Source organism: Paraburkholderia susongensis (assembly GCF_900177725.1).
Classification (GTDB): domain Bacteria; phylum Pseudomonadota; class Gammaproteobacteria; order Burkholderiales; family Burkholderiaceae; genus Paraburkholderia; species Paraburkholderia susongensis.
Map to the genome: position 1 here is coordinate 10,031 of NZ_FXAT01000014.1, position 16,624 is coordinate 26,654.

The 16,624-nt window shown below is 60.3% G+C and carries 9 protein-coding genes; all 9 read left to right on the forward strand.

The window, feature by feature from the left end; all coding sequences use genetic code 11:
* Positions 1–171: 171 nt before the first annotated feature.
* The 9 genes from B9Z01_RS28775 (at position 172) to B9Z01_RS28815 (ending at position 16,585) form a co-directional block, all read left to right on the forward strand.
* Positions 172–8,907: a hemagglutinin repeat-containing protein gene (locus tag B9Z01_RS28775; RefSeq protein ID WP_085488964.1), complete on the forward strand. Its 8,736-nt coding sequence runs from the start codon at positions 172–174 to the stop codon at positions 8,905–8,907.
* A 324-nt stretch (positions 8,908–9,231) separates the two neighbouring features.
* Positions 9,232–9,627: a hypothetical protein gene (locus tag B9Z01_RS28785; protein ID WP_085488966.1), complete on the forward strand. Its 396-nt coding sequence runs from the start codon at positions 9,232–9,234 to the stop codon at positions 9,625–9,627.
* Between the two features lie 563 nt (positions 9,628–10,190).
* A complete protein-coding gene (locus B9Z01_RS35170) occupies positions 10,191–10,826 on the forward strand; it encodes a hypothetical protein (protein ID WP_143809098.1) in 636 nt (211 codons plus the stop codon).
* A 129-nt stretch (positions 10,827–10,955) separates the two neighbouring features.
* Positions 10,956–12,710: a ShlB/FhaC/HecB family hemolysin secretion/activation protein gene (locus tag B9Z01_RS28790; RefSeq protein WP_085489089.1), complete on the forward strand. Its 1,755-nt coding sequence runs from the start codon at positions 10,956–10,958 to the stop codon at positions 12,708–12,710.
* A gap of 47 nt (positions 12,711–12,757) precedes the next feature.
* Positions 12,758–13,426 carry a CsgG/HfaB family protein gene (locus B9Z01_RS28795; RefSeq protein ID WP_085488967.1) on the forward strand — a complete coding sequence of 223 codons (669 nt, stop codon included), beginning with the start codon at positions 12,758–12,760 and terminating at the stop codon, positions 13,424–13,426.
* Between the two features lie 92 nt (positions 13,427–13,518).
* Positions 13,519–13,863 (forward strand): DUF4810 domain-containing protein, encoded by a 345-nt coding sequence (locus B9Z01_RS28800; protein WP_244196183.1) that lies wholly within the window; start codon positions 13,519–13,521, stop codon positions 13,861–13,863.
* Between the two features lie 10 nt (positions 13,864–13,873).
* The gene (locus B9Z01_RS28805) at positions 13,874–14,539 is read left to right on the forward strand and encodes a DUF799 domain-containing protein (RefSeq protein ID WP_085488968.1); all 666 of its coding nucleotides are present in this window, start codon (positions 13,874–13,876) and stop codon (positions 14,537–14,539) included.
* A gap of 536 nt (positions 14,540–15,075) precedes the next feature.
* Positions 15,076–15,894: a MipA/OmpV family protein gene (locus B9Z01_RS28810; protein WP_085489091.1), complete on the forward strand. Its 819-nt coding sequence runs from the start codon at positions 15,076–15,078 to the stop codon at positions 15,892–15,894.
* A gap of 10 nt (positions 15,895–15,904) precedes the next feature.
* The gene (locus B9Z01_RS28815) at positions 15,905–16,585 is read left to right on the forward strand and encodes a response regulator transcription factor (protein ID WP_085488969.1); all 681 of its coding nucleotides are present in this window, start codon (positions 15,905–15,907) and stop codon (positions 16,583–16,585) included.
* Positions 16,586–16,624: the final 39 nt, after the last annotated feature.

The window sequence follows — 16,624 nt, forward strand, 5'->3', positions numbered from 1 at the left end:
CATACCTGCACGTTCGTTTCGGTGGTACTGAAGAAAACGAATTTGCCTATCAGATTAATCTGAATTGCGTATCGCTGTCATTACCTTGCAACTGGTTGACATTAGCTGACCCTTTCAAATCCCCTGCCGCGCTACCTTTCTTGCCCGTTAAAGAATAATCGCTGCGGAAAAATGAATACGAAGATGTTCCGGCTGGTGTACAGCCGGTGCCGGGGTATGCTCGTCGCGGTTGCGGAAACCGCAAGCGCCGCAGGCAAAAACACTGCAGGCGAGACCACTGCCTCGCGTTCCACAACACGCCTCTCGCTGTTTGCAATGCGGCTCACGGCGTTTGCCGCGCTGCTGACATTTGGCCTCGTCCCTTCGCTCGTCAACGCTCAGGTTGTCGGTGGCGGTGCGCACGCGCCGAATGTCATCAATACGGCCAATGGGGTGCCTCAGGTGAACATCAACACCCCCAGCGGCGCGGGGGTGTCGGTCAATACGTATTCGCAGTTCGACGTCCAGAAGCCCGGTGTCATCCTCAACAATTCGCCGACCATCGTGCAGACGCAGCAGGCGGGCATGATCAACGGCAATGCGAACCTCGCGCCGGGACAGTCCGCGCGCATCATTCTCAACCAGGTCAACAGCAATTCACCGAGCCAGCTGCGCGGCTATCTCGAGGTGGCGGGCAGCAAGGCCGAAGTCGTTGTTTCCAATGGTTCGGGAATCATGGTGGATGGTGGTGGGTTCATCAACACCACGCGCGGCATCCTCACCACCGGCACGCCCCTGCTCGATGCGAGCGGCAACCTGAAGGGCTTCAGCGTCACGGGCGGCAATATCACCGTGCAGGGCGCGGGGCTGAACGCGACGAACGTCGACCAGGTTGACCTGATCGCACGCGCGGTGCAGGCCAATGCGGCGATTTACGCCAATACGCTCAATGTCGTCGCGGGTGCGAACCAGGTCGATCATGACACGCTGGCCGCGACACCGATCGCAGGCAGTGGCACGGCGCCGGGTGTGTCGATCGACGTGAGCCAGCTCGGCGGTATGTATGCAAATCGCATCGTGCTCGTGGGCACCGAGAATGGTGTTGGCGTCTCGAATTCAGGTGTTATCGCCGCGCAGGCGGGCGACCTCACGTTGACCACGCAAGGCAAGCTGGTTCTCGCGGGAAAGACGACCGCGAGCGGCAATCTGACGGCGTCGGCGGCAGGTGGCATCGATAACAGCGGCACGACGTATGCGCAGCAATCGGTGTCGGTCAGTACGCCGGGCGCGCTGACCAATAGCGGCACGCTGGCCGCGCAGCAGAACCTGAACGTGACCGCGGGCGGCGTTGCGTCGAGCGGGACGCTCGGCGCGGGCGTCAACAGCGATGGATCGATCGCGCAGTCGGGGGACCTCACCCTGAGCGCGACGGGCACGTTGTCGGCCACTGGCACCAATATCGCCGGTGGCAATGCGACGCTTCAGGGTGCGACGGTCAATCTCTCGGGCAGCAGCACGGCCGCGAATGGCGATCTCGCGCTCACGGCGACCGGTGGCGACCTGAATGCATCGGGTGCGAAGATCGAAGCCGGCGACGCACTGACGGCCCACGCAACTGGTACGCTCGACACCAGTTCCGCAACGCTTGATGCCGCTCAACTCGGCATTCAGGCCGCGAACCTCACGAACCGCAACGGCACGATCACGCAGACCGGCATGGGCGCGACGAGCGTCGACGTCTCCGGCACACTCGACAACACCGGCGGCAAGCTCCAGACCAATAGCGCAAATCTCGCACTCGGCCCCGCCGCGCTGCTCAACGACCACGGCACGATCACGAGCTCCGGCAACGGCACGCTGTCGGTCGACACCGGCGTGCTGTCGAACAATGGCGGCACACTGGCGACCAACGGCGCGCTGGATATCCACGCGGGTGCGGTGTCGAACCGGGGCGGCACGCTCGCGGGCCAGTCCACGGCCAAGCTCACGGTGGCGTCGCTCGATAATAGTGCGGGCGGCTATATCGGCGCGCAGAACGTATCGGTCGACGATACGGGCGCACTGAACAACGCAGGCGGCACGGTGCAGGCCAATGGTCTGCTTGACGTATCGGCACAGACCGTTGCGAACGATGGCGGCTCGATTGCGAACAGCGGCACGGACAAGACGACCGTGAACGCGAGTGGCGCGCTGACCAACACCGGTAACGGCATCATCGGCGGCAATGGCGATGTATCGGTTTCCGGCGCGAGCGTCGCGAATGCGGGCGGCACGATCACGGCCGGCGGCGCCACGTCCGTCACTTCGAACGGTACGCTCGACAACCGCGCCGGGTTCATCCAGGGCAACAGCGCGGTCGACGTTTCCGCACAGGGCGCGCTCGACAACACCGGCGGCCAGATCGAAGCGAACGCCGCGACGGCGACGCTGGCGGTCTCAGGTTCGTCCGTCGACAACACCAACGGGCGTATCGCCAACATCGGCACCGGTGCGACGGGTATCAACGCGACCACGGTGACGAACGCGAATACGAGCGGCGTCGGGGGCGCGGGCATGATCGGCGGCAACGGCGATGTGAGTGTCAACGCGCAGACGCTGTCGAACACCGCCGGCGCGCAGATCGTGTCGGGCCACGACCTGACACTGAACGTTGCGCAATCAGCCGACAACAGCGGCGGCTCGCTCTCGGGCACAAACAACCTCACCCTTGACGGAGCTGGCGCGGCACTTGCAAACCGGAACGGTTCGTTGCATGCCAATGGCGCGCTCGCGCTGAATGTCGCGTCACTCGACAATGCGGCCGGCCGTATCGGCAACGACGCCGGCAGCGGCGGCAGCGTCGCGATCGCGGCAGGCACGCTCGCGAACCAGGGCGGCGCCATCGGCAGCGACCAGAACCTGAGCGTCACGACCAATCAGCTAACAGGCGACGGCAGCATCGTCGCAGGAAACGACGGCGCGATCACGGTCAACGGCGATTACACGCAAAGCGCGGCAAACCGGATTCAGGCGAACCATGACCTGACGCTGACCACCGCCGGCAACTTCACGAATCAGGGCAACATTGGCGCCGTCAATGCGCTGACGGTCAACGCAGCCAACGTGGACAACCAGGCCGGCGCGGACCTCAACTCGGCCAGCACTGTCGTGAACGCGGCGAACTCGATCACGAACGAAGGCCGCATCGAAGGCGACAGCGTCACGACGAACAGCGCGACGCTGATCAATACCGCGGCGATCATCGGCAATACGGTCACGCTGAACGGCAGCCAGTCCATCGCGAATACCGGCGCGGCCGCCATCATGGCCGCAGCCTCGGAACTGAACCTCTATTCGCCCGGCGACATTTCGAACACGGCCGGCGCGAACATGTTCAGCCTTGGCGATATCTACATCGCCGCCGACGCGACACGCGACGCGAACGGTCTGCTCGCCAACCGCAGTAATTCAGTCACCAATGACCAGTCCACCATCGAGGCCCAGGGCGACATCGAGGTCGCCACGCAGACGCTGACCAACACGCGCCCCGCACCCGCGGTCGAGACCGTGACGACTGACGTCGAAACGGTCCACCAGACCAAGCGCGACAAGTACATGGCCTGCGCGACGGGCAACAGCGACAAGGGTTACTGCACGCAGCAGATGTGGGATAACGGCTACAACGCGCCGATCGACGCGACCTTCGGCGCCTCGCAGATCGTCTCGCAGACCTCCGGGCCGGACGCGACCGACAACGTGCTGGTCGTCAACGTCAACGGCCAGCAGCAGACGATCTGGTACAACACACTGACGACGAACAGCGACGGTTCGGTCACGGTCAACTACTGGGACGACTACAACCCGAACGTCAACTACCTGCCGTCCACCGAGTATGCAACACGCAGCGACGGACACAAGGGCTATCAGCGCGTCGAGATCGCGCGCGACACGACCACCACGACGCAGCAGGACCAGGTGACGGGCCCACAGGCACAGCAGGCGCAACTGCTCGCGGGCGGCAACCTGACGCTCGCGAATGTCGGCACCATCAACAACAGCTACAGCGCGATCGCGGCGGGCGGTTCGATCCAGATCGGTTCGAGCCAGCAGGACGGCGAAATCGGCAACGGGACCGGCAATTACGGCGGCACCACGGTCAACAACACCGGGCAGACGCTGTACCAGTACCAGCGTCAGGACATCGTGTCGACCTACGCGTGGAACGAGAACATCACGCAGGACGTCGGCACCGTGGTCGAGCCGTCGATCGTGCTCGCGCCCGCGGCGATCGGCGGCACGGGTGGCACGATCATCGCGAACAACGTGGTGCAGATCAGCGCAACGGACGTCAACAACACGAACGTCGCGGCCGCAAATTCCGCGGCCGGTGCGACGGGCGGAACGCTCGGCGCCAACCAGCAGATGACGGGAACCCAGGTCAACGCGCCGCAGAGCGTCGCGAGCAGCACGGGCCAACTCGACATCAAGCTGCCCACGAGCGGGCTGTACACGTACCAGACAGCACCCGGCGCGTCGTACCTGGTCGTGACCGATCCCCGGCTGACGAGCTATACGAGCTTCATCTCCAGCGACTACATGCTGCAGCAACTCGGGCTCAATCCGCAGACCGTGGAGAAGCGGCTCGGCGACGGCATGTATGAGGAGCAGCTTGTGCGTGAGCAGATCACGCAACTGACCGGTCGCGTGTATCTGCAGGGCTACACGAACAATCTCGACGAATATCAGGCGCTGATGACCAACGGCGTGAACGTTGCGCAGCAGTTCGGACTTGAACCCGGTATCGCGTTGACGGCCGCACAGATGGATGCATTGACGAGCGACATCGTCTGGCTCGTGAGTCAGACCGTCACGCTGCCCGACGGTACGACCCAGCAGGTGCTGGCGCCTGTCGTCTACCTCGCGCAGACCCATGCGAACGACCTGCAACCCACCGGAGCGCTGATTTCGGCCGATGACGTGGAGATTCACGCCACGGGCAGTGCGACCAACTCGGGCGTGATCAAGGGCGGCACGCAGACCGTGGTGAGCGCGACCGATATCCTGAACCGTGGTGGCTCGATCGGCAGCAGCGATGCGGACGGAACGACGGTTCTCTCCGCGACCCATGACGTGGTGAACGCCTCGGGCATGATCAGCGGCAATCGCGTCGCGGTGCTGGCGGGCAACGACATCGTCAACACGACGCTGGTCGACGTCAACGGCATCAGTTCGGCGGCCGGCGACAGCAAGGTCAGTCAGACCCTGCTCGGCGCACAGGGCACGATCGCGTCGACCGAAGACATGGTGATTGCGGCGGGCAACGACCTGACCTTGCATGGCGCGAACATCAGCGCGGGCGGAAACGTGCAGATCACCGCGGGCCACGACATTAATGTCGACGCGGTGCAGTCCACCACGTCGCAATCGGTCACGCAGAACGATCAGCATCATTGGGAAGCGAATACCACCGTCAATGAGACGAGCGCCATTACCGCTGGCGGCGATCTCGCGATGCAGAGCGGCAACGACACGACGTTCAGGGGCGCGAACGTGACGGCGGGCGGCGACATGGCGGTCGTCGCAGGTGGCAACCTGACGGCGGCCACGGTCACCGACACCGCGAAATACGACAACGTCGCCACCGACGACAAGACCCGCAAGGAAGTCGACCATACCTACGACGAACACGCGGTCGGCACGACTTTCACGGCGGGCGGCAATGCGACACTCGGCGCGGTCAGCACGGACGCGGGCAAGGGCAATGTCACGCTCACGGGTTCGAGCCTGACTGCCGGCATGACGAACGGCGTGGACAACGGCACGGGCACGGCAACGATCGCGGCCACCGGCAACGTCACGATCAACGAGGCGCGCGAGGAGCACGACAGCTACCAGGCCGTGGAGTCGAAGCGCGGCAGTTTCGTCAGCGGCTCGACCACCGACACGATGCAGGCCACGCAGGCGAATATCGGCGTGGCGAGTACCGTGTCCGGTGATACGGTGGCCGTCAAGGCGGGGCGCGATCTGACCATCCAGGGCAGCAATGTGGTCGGTACAAACGACGTGACGCTTGCGGCGACAGGTAACGTCAACATCACGACCTCGCAGGACACCCTGCAGTCGCAGAGCAGTTCCCAGAAAAAGGAGTACGGTTTCCTGTCGGGCCTGAATCCCTTGAACCAGCTCGACGGCGGTTTGCAGGGATACACCATCGGCACGCGCACGACCACCGACGCGCAGCAGGCAACGCAGGTCGCGAACACGGGCAGCATGGTCGGCTCGCTGACCGGCAACCTCAATATCACGGCCGGCAACGACCTGCATGCGACCGGTAGTACGCTGCACGCGGCCAATGATCTGAACCTCGCCGGCAAGACCGTCACGATCGATGCGGCATACGACACTGCGACGCAGAACGAGCAGCAGTCATTCAAACAGACCGCGATTTCCGCAGGCATCAGCAATCCGGTCATCGCGGCGGTGCAGACCGCGAACCAGATGCGCAAGGACGTGAAGCAGACGAACGGCGACGCGCGGCTCGATGCGCTTGCTGCCGCGACGACCGGACTTGCGGCGAAAAATGCCTATGACGCAGTCATGAGTGATCCGACGGCGGTCGGCGGCGTTGGCATCAACGTGTCGCTCGGTACGAGCCATAGCAACAGCAGTTCGACGGCGTCGTCCAGTACCGCAGTGGGCAGTACGGTATCGGCGGGCCACAACCTTAATATTGCGGCGGCTGGCGCGGGCGCGGACAGCAACATCAACGTCGTCGGCAGCAATCTCAGTGCGGGCAATAACGCAACGCTCAATGCCGAAGGCGCCATCAATCTGCAGGCCGCGCAGAACACTGATAGCCAGCAGAGTACCAACAGCGGATCGAATGCGAGTATCGGTGTCACGTTCGGCGTCGGCGAATCGAATGGCATTTCGTTCCAGGCGGGTGTGTCGGGCACGAAGGGAAATGACAATGGCAGCGATACGACGTGGACCAACTCGCACGTCAACGCGGGCAATACGCTGACGCTGCAATCGGGCGGTGACACCAACCTGAAGGGCGCGGTGGCTGACGGCCAGCAGGTGGTGGCCAACGTCGGCGGGAACCTCAACATCGAGAGCCTGCAGGACACGAGCACCTATAACTCGAAGCAGCAGAGTGGCGGTGTGTCGGTGAGCGTGTGCGTGCCGCCGATCTGCTATGGCGCATCGAGCGTGGCCGGCAACATCAGCCAGCAGAAGCTGAACAGCGACTATGCGAGCGTGACTGAGCAATCTGGCATCGGTGCGGGCGACGGCGGGTTCCAGATCAATGTGAAGGGGAACACGGACCTCAAGGGGGCGGTGATTTCCAGTAGCGATGCTGCGGTCCAGAGCGGCGTCAACAGCCTGACGACCGCGACGCTCACGCATAGCGACATCGAGAATACGGCCGAATACAGCGGGCAGTCGATGGGCATCAGCGGCGGCTATGGTGGCGATATCGGCAAGAGCCAGAGCGGGACCGCCAACAACGTCAACCCGGTGCCGGGCACGACGCTGCCGAAGAGCAGCGGCGGTTCGAGCGGCCTGGCGATGGCGCCGCCGATCGTCATGAGCGCTTCCGGTGACGCGAGCGGCACCACGAAGAGCGCGATCAGCGGCGGCACCATCACGATCACCGATGGCGCGAAACAGCAGCAACTGACAGGGCAGACGGCCGAGGAAGCGGTGGCGGGCATCAGCCGTGATACGTCGGACACGCTTGGGTCGGTCGCACCGATCTTCGATAAGGACAAGATCGAGGCCGGGTTCGATATCACGAGCCAGTTCATCAATCAGGTTGGGACGTTCGTCACGAATCGCGCGAAGGAAGCGGATGCGGCCAAGGCCGCGGCGAACGATCCGAATCTGACACCGGAGCAGCGCGCGGCGGCGCAGCAGCAGGCCGATCAGCTCAATGCAGAGTGGGGACCGCGCGGATCGTATCGTCAGGTGCTGACGGCGCTGAGTGTGGCGGCGGGTGGGAACGTGACCGGTAGTGTGGGGCAGTTTGCGCAGAGCGCGACGGTGGCGTATCTGCAGGAACTCGGAGCGAGCGGGGTCAAGGCGATTGCAGATTCGCTCGATAGCGATACCGCCCGTGCTGCACTGCATGCGATTGTCGGCTGCGCGGGGGCTGCTGCGAGCAACCAGAGTTGTGGTGCCGGCGCAATGGGGGCTGCGGCGAGTTCGGTGCTTGGCAACCTGCTAGGGCCGACGAGCGACATGTCGGCGGAAGACCGTCAGGCGCGGGAGAATCTGGTGACGAGCCTGGTTGCCGGAATAGCAACCGCCTCGGGAACGAACGCGGCGGCGGCAACTGGTGCTGGACAGATCGAGGCAGAGAATAATCAGGTGGCGCCACCGATGGCGTCGCCACCGCCGTGGCTGGCGGGGCTTATCAGTCTGCCGGGGCTCAAGGGCGAAACAGCGGCCAAGGGTGATGGTGTAATTGCGGATCCTGCCACGGAACTTGACCCATCGATCAAGGCGGGGCCGCTGGTGACACCGCTGCCCAGGCCGGGGATCGTCAGCCAGTTGATTACGGACGCGACACCGGACTGGCTTAGGGCTCTTGTGACTGACGCGCTCACGATGGCGGGAGGTGGCGACGGAAACACATTCTGGTCTCCGACAAAAGATAAGACACCGGTAGAAAACGCCTATGGGCACTCGACAAAGCACGGTGACGAGTTTCCTCAGTACCAGAACTCCCTGCAATATGTGCAAGCCGCGCAGGATTTCGTCAACAATCCGCCGGCGGGAACATTGACGAAGACTCGGCCGAACGGCGACACCCTGTATTACGATCCGTCATCAAACACCTTTGCTGTGAAAAATGCAGATGGTGCTCCGAAGACAATGTTCAAACCGGACCCTGCTCAACACGGCTATCCAACTAATCTGGACTATTTCAATGCACAAAAATAACTGTCGAGTATGTGGTTACGAAATGAAATCACCTCCATGGGGCGATGATGGATGTAGTCCGTCATGGGAGATATGTCCCTGCTGCGGGACAGAGTTTGGTTACGAGGACTGCACATTAACCAGTGTCAAAAGGAAAAGGACACAGTGGATTGCAGACGGATGCGAGTGGTTCGATCGAAAAAAGAAGCCAATGGATTGGAAGTGGGAGCCTCAACAACAAGGCATTCCGGAAGAATTTAGATGACGGATTGACGCGGGCCACAGCAATAGAAACTTGACGACGTCGAGAGGCTTGTCACGAATGTCGTCGCCGGAGATTCGCATATGGAAATCAGGATTCAGAAGCCGTTTCGGTTGAGTTTCGATCTGGTCGAAACGGATGAGCATGTTCCGTCAATGCGGATGCAAGTATCGGCCGAGATACAGCAGTTCGGGCAAGATATTAGTTACCACAGCAGTCTATGGTTTGCTTGCGTCAGTTGGGACGAGTTTGTTTCGAGATTGAATGACCTCGACGCAGCCGAGGCAAGTCTTGCCGATATGAATAACTATTTTCTCTTACGCCTTGGAAAATCGGCTGGGATGCCGGAAATGTCATGGGAAATCAAGCGAAGTGGCTTGGATGGCACGACTGTGACGGCGGCGTTTAGCTCGCGCATCGACGAAGACACAATGGCACATATAAAGAATCAAATCGAACAATTTCCAGTGTGGTGGTAGGTGGTCTACTCTGCTAATTGGACTGGCTGAAACAACAAACCGAGTTATTGCGGAAATATCATGCGTCCGGATTTTCGCCGTCCCTCGGTAGGGCCACGCCGTTCCACGTGGCCCTACCGCTTCGCCGAATTGTTCTTCGGTACGATCGCGAAGGCAACGATGGTTCTCGCCGCTTTGCTTCTTGTTGCTCTAGAGCTTTTCACTGGGGGTGCAGGTGGGAGCTTAGGCGACCTTCCGACAACTAGCAGAGGTTGGAGAAATCTATTGCTCGTTATCCTGATGATTCTCATCGTTGTTGCGCTTGGAGTTTATTTCTTTGCCCCCACGGCGAGTCACCCGCATCGCTGAGACGATTGAGCAGCACTCTGGGCATGTTCGAAGGCGCGAACGCGGATCGGCTCAACCGGCAGTTGCATCCTGATGAAACGAAGTCCATCGCAGTCAGGACAAATGTTGTATGAAAATTCCTGCGCCTTCGCAATTTGGTTCGAATGACGCTCGCAACGCAGGAGGTACAGCTTGCTGAAGAAAATTTGAGGCGTTCCCGCCATTGAGGAAATATCTTGAAAAATCTCAAAATCTTTAAATTATCATTTGCTGCCTTCACTGCATTATTGCTTTCTAGTTGTGCAATGAACCAGCCAAGTAATAAGAGATATACAGCATCGGAGCTTTCTGGCCCAAGCCTCGGCATGGGAATCGTGTTCGGAAAGCGCTGCGAAGGCGGTTTGTTTTCTGTGAGCAATATTAAGACCGGCGAGGAAACGGTTTACACCGGAACATACCCTGATAAAGTTTCAGTCTTCGCAATGCAGTTGCCAGTAGGCGAATATACAATTCGACAAATCTCAACAGGTGCCTATCGACCGATGGTCTCAAGCGACCCGGTTCGATTCATAGTTACAGACGGACAGATTGTTTATGTCGGAACATTGATAAAAAGCTGGTCTATCTACAATGGTTCGGTTTTTAATAAAGTTCCAGAAGAATATCGCTGTGATGCAGAACGCCAACACATAGTCGATAGAAAGCTTTATCACGTCCCACCAAGTTCTCTCTGGCTCGGGCTCAAGAGTGACACGACCAAGGACTGGGCTCCGGTATATATCTCGAACTACGTTGAAGGCGTATTGCCTGAATTGCGAAGAGAATATCCAAGGCTAGATCTATCAAAATATGTAACGAACCTAATGCATTGACTGCGCAAAATCAAGTCGAAAATTCATGAACCCCGTGCAGCGCTGCATTCTGGCAACGCACAAAGGAGTAATGGTCTATGCGCCCGACGGTCTTATCGACTAATGCATAGACCAGCGAATAGAACAATGATGAAAATTCCTACACGGCTGGCGGCCTTGCCGCTCACAGCCATGGTATCGCTCGCGTCCCACGCGCAGCAGACGCCAACACCCGCCGACACGGCCGCAGCAGCACGCGCCAACTCGGAACAGAACCAGCAGGTTCAACAACAGCAAGAAGCGCAGCAACGCGAGGCGGCCGTCAACGCACCCTCGGTACGCTCGACTATCGAGCAAGCTTCGGGCTGGCCCGACCTGCCGGTCGAAACGCCGTGTTTCCGCATCGACAGATCCGTGCTGGACGTACCATCGACACTCCCCGATCCAGTGCGTGCGCAAGGCGCATCTGCCCTGCCGCTCGACCGCTTCGCATTTGTGCGCGAATGGCTCGACCACTACAGAGGTCAATGCGTTGGCAAACAGGGCATTGATACGCTCACCAAAAGCCTGCAACAGCAGATCCTGGGCCGCGGCTACATCACGACGCGCGTCCTGTTACCCGAACAGGATCTCTCAACCGGGACACTTAAGTTCGCGCTCGTGCCAGGCGTGATCAATCAGATCCGATTCTCGGATCCGGCCACACGCGGCACATGGAAGTCTGCATTCCCGACGCGCGACGGCGACGTACTAAACCTGCGTGACCTCGAACAGGGCCTCGAACAGATGAAGCGCGTTGCCAGTCAGGACGTGTCCATGCAGATCGTCCCCACCAGCATCCCCGGCGAAAGCGACGTGGTACTGGATGTGAAGCGCACGAAGCCGTGGACCGTCGTCGCCTCGATCGACAACTCCGGCACGCGGGCGACCGGCAAACTGCAAGGCAACCTGAGCCTCGGCCTCGACAACCCGCTCGGCCTGAACGACATCTTCGACGTGGGCGTGAGCCAGGACCTCGAATTCGGTGACAAAAGTCTGGGCTCGCATGGCTGGAATGGCTCGTACTCGGTTCCGTGGGGCTACTGGACCGGCACACTGTCGGCGTACACGAACACGTACTACCAGCAGATCGCGGGGGCCAACCAGACCTTCGTCTCCAGTGGCAATGCGCAGACGGTCGACCTCAGGCTGCAACGCGTCCTGATGCGCAGCCAGAACAATGTCCTCGGCGCGCAGTTCCGGCTGACGAAGCGCTTTGGCGAGAGCTTCATCGAGGACATCGATATCCCGCAGCAGCACCGCAACAACACGTTCATCGAAGCGGCGCTGACCGATCGCCACTACTTCGGTGCCGCGCAGTTCGACGGGTCGCTTGCATATCGTCAAGGCATTGGTGGCCTCGGCGCGACACCGGATTTTTACCCCGACGGCCCGACCTACCGTTTCCGCATGGCCGTGCTCGACGCCAACCTGTCGGTACCGTTCCAGATCGCGAGCCAGCCGCTCCGGTACGTCACGTCCGTGCATGGCCAGTTCACGAACAACACGCTGAACTACATCGATGACCTGACGATCGGCAGCCGCTACACCGTGCGCGGCTTCGACGGTGAAACGATGCTGGCCGCCGAGCGCGGTTTCTACTGGCGCAACGAACTCCAGTTGCCGATTGGCTCAACAGGCCAATCGTTCTACGCGGGCATTGACTACGGCCATGTATTCGGACCGGGCGCTGTCTATCTCGCCGGTACACAACTGGTGGGCGCCGTGGTCGGCATCAGAGGCAGCACATCGGCAAAGGTCGGTGCGCTCGCCTATGACCTGTTTGCCGGCACCCCTGTCTATAAGCCCTCGGGCTTTCCGACGGCGCGGGTGACGCTCGGCTTTCAGGTGACGGCGCAATTCTGATGATGGCGTCGAGCATTTCTGTTTTATCGAAAAGGAGAACGAAGAACATGTCAAAGATTTATGGATCTGCCGTGCTTGCCACCGTCCTGTCGTTGGGTGGATGTGCAACGGAGTCGTCGCATTCGCTGCCGGTTCAGCCTGTGAGCGTTTCCCAGACTCCCTACGCGGGCCAGCGCATCGAGATGGCCGTGGGCAAATTCGACAACCGGTCCAGCTATATGCGAGGGATTTTCTCCGACGGAGTCGACCGCCTCGGAGGTCAGGCCAAGACGATTCTGATCACCGCACTGCAGCAGAGTGGGCGCTTCAATGTGCTCGATCGTGACAACCTCGACGAAATCCGTCAGGAAGCTGGCTTCATGAAGAAGGGGCAGGCGATCAAGGGCGCGAACTTCGTCATCACTGGCGACGTCACCGAGTTTGGCCGCAAGGAAGTGGGTGATCGCCAGCTCTTTGGCATTCTCGGCAGCGGCAAGAACCAGGTCGCGTATGCAAAGGTCAGCCTCAACGTGGTGAATACCACGACCTCGGAAGTCGTGGCGTCGAGCCAGGGGGCGGGGGAATACAGCCTGTCGAATCGCGAAATCATCGGCTTTGGGGGCACCGCCAGCTACGACTCCGCCCTGAATGGCAAGGTGCTTGACCTCGCGATCCAGGAGGCGGTCAACCATCTGGCTGCGCAGGTCGATGAGGGCGTGCTCAAGGTATCGCGATAGGCGCAAGAGGCAGCGACGTTGCACAGATTCTTATGCGACACGTCACCACACTGACGGGATTTATGATGAAACATACGGGCAGGATACGGGGAATGAGGCTGCCGGCAATGACAGTTGCGGCGCTCCTCACGGGATGTGCGGCAAGCAGCCCGCCGCCCCTTTACCAATGGACCGGCTACCAGCCAGCGGTTTATGACTACCTCAAGCGAGACAAGGACCCGCAGCAGCAGATCGACGCACTTGAAAAATCGCTGCAGGAAATCCGCGCAAAGGACGCTACGCCTCCGCCGGGTTTTCATGCGCAACTCGGGATGCTATACGCGAGCGTTGGCAAGGACGGAGCGGCCATGGAGCAGTTCGGGGCCGAGAAGGAGTTGTTTCCGGAGTCCTCGACTTACATGGACTTCCTGATGAAACATAAAACGAAACAGCCATAGGCGAGCCGTCATGTCCAGATTCCTTTCTTTCAGACCTTGGTTTGCCCTCTCGACATTCGCGTTGCTGGCTGCGTGCGCGCAACCCGTCAAGCATGTCGATTACACCGCTTTCAAAAACAGCCGGCCGCATTCGATCCTCGTTCTGCCGCCCGAAAACGAGACGACCGACGTGCAGGCGACGAACAGCATGCTTTCGCAGATGACCATGCCACTCGCCGAATCGGGTTATTACGTGGTGCCAGTGGCGGTAATGGATGAGACATTCCGTCAGAACGGCCTGACCGTCCCGGCCGATATTCAGGCGACCTCGCCCGCGAAGCTTCGGGAGATTTTCGGCGCCGACGCGGTGCTGTATTCGAAGATCACGCAATTCGGCGCCGTGTATCACGTGCTTGATAGCGCGACTGTCGTCACGGCGTCGGCGAAGCTGGTGGACCTGAAGACTGGCGATGTGCTGTGGCAGGGGAGCGCAAGCGCCAACAGCAACGAGGGCGGCAACTACAGTGGAGGCGGCTTGGTCGGCATGCTCGTGAACGCGGCGGTCAAACAGATTGCCAACTCGCTGACGGACAAAAGTCACGATATTGCTGCCGTGACGAGTTACCGGCTACTGCATGCGGGGCCGCCTAATGGGCTGCTATACGGTCCCAGATCGCCGAAATCCGGCACGGACTGAGCACGCCGGTTGCGAAGGTTTCATGCGCCCATGATGGGCACATGGATGCCCTGGTGTTCTGTCCCAGAAACAGCTTTTCATAAACGCTCGATCTTTTCAGGAATGGAATCGGTGGTGGTCGTCCACATGAACGGGCGTTTATGGACGTTGTACGGATCGACGTAACGTTGGATGCTGGAGATCAGTTGACACACGCTCTCGAACGGTTCGCGACGAATTGCCTGTTAGGTAATCAACCCGAACCGGCGCTCGGCCTGATTGAGCCACCCGGATATGCCGGTGTGACGTGCATGTGCTAGCGAGCCCGTCGGGTCAGCCGCGCTCTGACCTTCGGATGCTTGTGGGTCGCGTAGTTGTCGGCGATGAAGTTGCACACCGAACAAAGCGAAGTAACGGGCAACGGAGCTCTTCAGCCCCGCTGCATGATTAACAGAATTCAAACTCTTCTATCACATTCTTTTGTCCAGTAAGTGTTGGGTAAGTGAGGCGCCGATAGAGTCGACTCCGTTGCGTCAACCGCCCCCGTGGATACGATTGTGAAGAAGACTCCCTTACTGGTTCGCCAGATTCTCCTGGCCGTGGTATCGATTGCGCTCTCTTTCGGAACGGCCTGGGCCGACGATAACGGCACCGATCAGAACGATGCAGAAAATTCCGGCCTTACAATTCTGAACAATGCAACGAACGTAACGCACTGGGGGCTCGGTGCGGGCGTGGGCTTTGGAGAGTCGCCGTACAGCGGGTATGGCACCAAGGTCGTACCGTTTCCGCTCGTTACCTTCGACAACAAATGGGTGCATGTCCAGGCGACTACGGTCGACGTGAAGATCGGGAGTTGGAGCGGCGTGAGTCTGGCATTGCGCGGGTACTATTCGCTGCGCGACGGCTATAACCAGTCCGATGCGCCCATCCTGAATGGCATGGAGGATCGCAAGGGTGCGTTCTGGTACGGCCCGGCGCTCGCGTGGCACACCGCCTACGGAACAGTTTCCGGGAGCTACCTGCTCGGCGGGAACAAGGGCGAGCGAGCCAGGATTGACTACAGCAAGGCCTTCGACATCGGAGATTTTTCGATCACGCCTCACGTGGGTGTCGAATGGTTAAGCAGCGACTATGTTGATTACTATTATGGCGTTCGCCCATCCGAGGCGCGCCCCGGACGTCCGGCGTACACGGGCACGGCAACGTGGAACACGTCAGTGGGCACGAGCGTCGTTTACAGATTGACGAAGCAGCAGCGTATCGCGCTGAACGTCGGCGTATCGCACCTTGGCAACGGCATCACGGACAGCCCACTGGTCGGCAAGCGCTTCATTCCGGAAATCAGCATCGGCTATAACTATCAGTTCAGGTGAGAGCAGCATCATGTCGCGAGTTGCGATTGTCGAAGACCACGAACGCCTTGCCGGCATGGTCCGCGACGCCCTTGCGGGCGTGGGAATCGAGGCGGACCTGTTCCGCAGCATCGCCGAGGCAACCTACGGCGTACGCCACGCCGAATACGCGGTGGTCATTATCGATCGGGGCTTGCCGGACGGTGACGGGCTGACCTTCCTGCGAGGGTTGCGCGCGGAGGGACAAATGATGCCCTGTTTGATGCTGACCGCCCGCGATGCCTTGCACGATCGTGTCGACGGTCTTGAAAGCGGTGCGGACGACTACGTGACCAAACCGTTTGCAATGAGTGAACTGGTTGCAAGGGTGCGCACCCTGATGCGACGTCCAGTGGCACTGACAACGTTGGTCGCGTCGTTTGCGGATGTAACGGTCGACCCTCAACAACGAGAGATGCGTGCCGGTGCTCAGTCTGTGCTGCTTGCGCCCGCCGAACTGCAGATCATGCTTTGCCTCATCGAAGCAGCTGGCCTGACGGTTCGGCACGCAGCACTTGAGCATGCAGCCTGGGGCCTGGGCGAAGCCGTCACACCGAATGCGCTGGAGGTGACTGTGCACCGGCTGCGTAAGAAGCTCGCGGCAATCAGCACGAAGACGCGTCTGATGAACGTGCGCGGCGCTGGCTTTGCCCTTCAGGAAATTTCCGGATAGCGCCGTTATGTTCAATTATTGGCTTCAAAGTCTGTCGGC

Bases quoted from the DNA above. Each gene is read 5' to 3' on its own strand.
- B9Z01_RS28785 (WP_085488966.1), top strand. From the start codon at position 9,232: ATGGAAATCAGGATTCAGAAGCCGTTTCGGTTGAGTTTCGATCTGGTC.
- B9Z01_RS28805 (WP_085488968.1), top strand. From the start codon at position 13,874: ATGTCCAGATTCCTTTCTTTCAGACCTTGGTTTGCCCTCTCGACATTC.
- B9Z01_RS28775 (WP_085488964.1), top strand. From the start codon at position 172: ATGAATACGAAGATGTTCCGGCTGGTGTACAGCCGGTGCCGGGGTATG.
- B9Z01_RS28800 (WP_244196183.1), top strand. From the start codon at position 13,519: ATGAGGCTGCCGGCAATGACAGTTGCGGCGCTCCTCACGGGATGTGCG.
- B9Z01_RS28790 (WP_085489089.1), top strand. From the start codon at position 10,956: ATGAAAATTCCTACACGGCTGGCGGCCTTGCCGCTCACAGCCATGGTA.
- B9Z01_RS28815 (WP_085488969.1), top strand. From the start codon at position 15,905: ATGTCGCGAGTTGCGATTGTCGAAGACCACGAACGCCTTGCCGGCATG.
- B9Z01_RS28795 (WP_085488967.1), top strand. From the start codon at position 12,758: ATGTCAAAGATTTATGGATCTGCCGTGCTTGCCACCGTCCTGTCGTTG.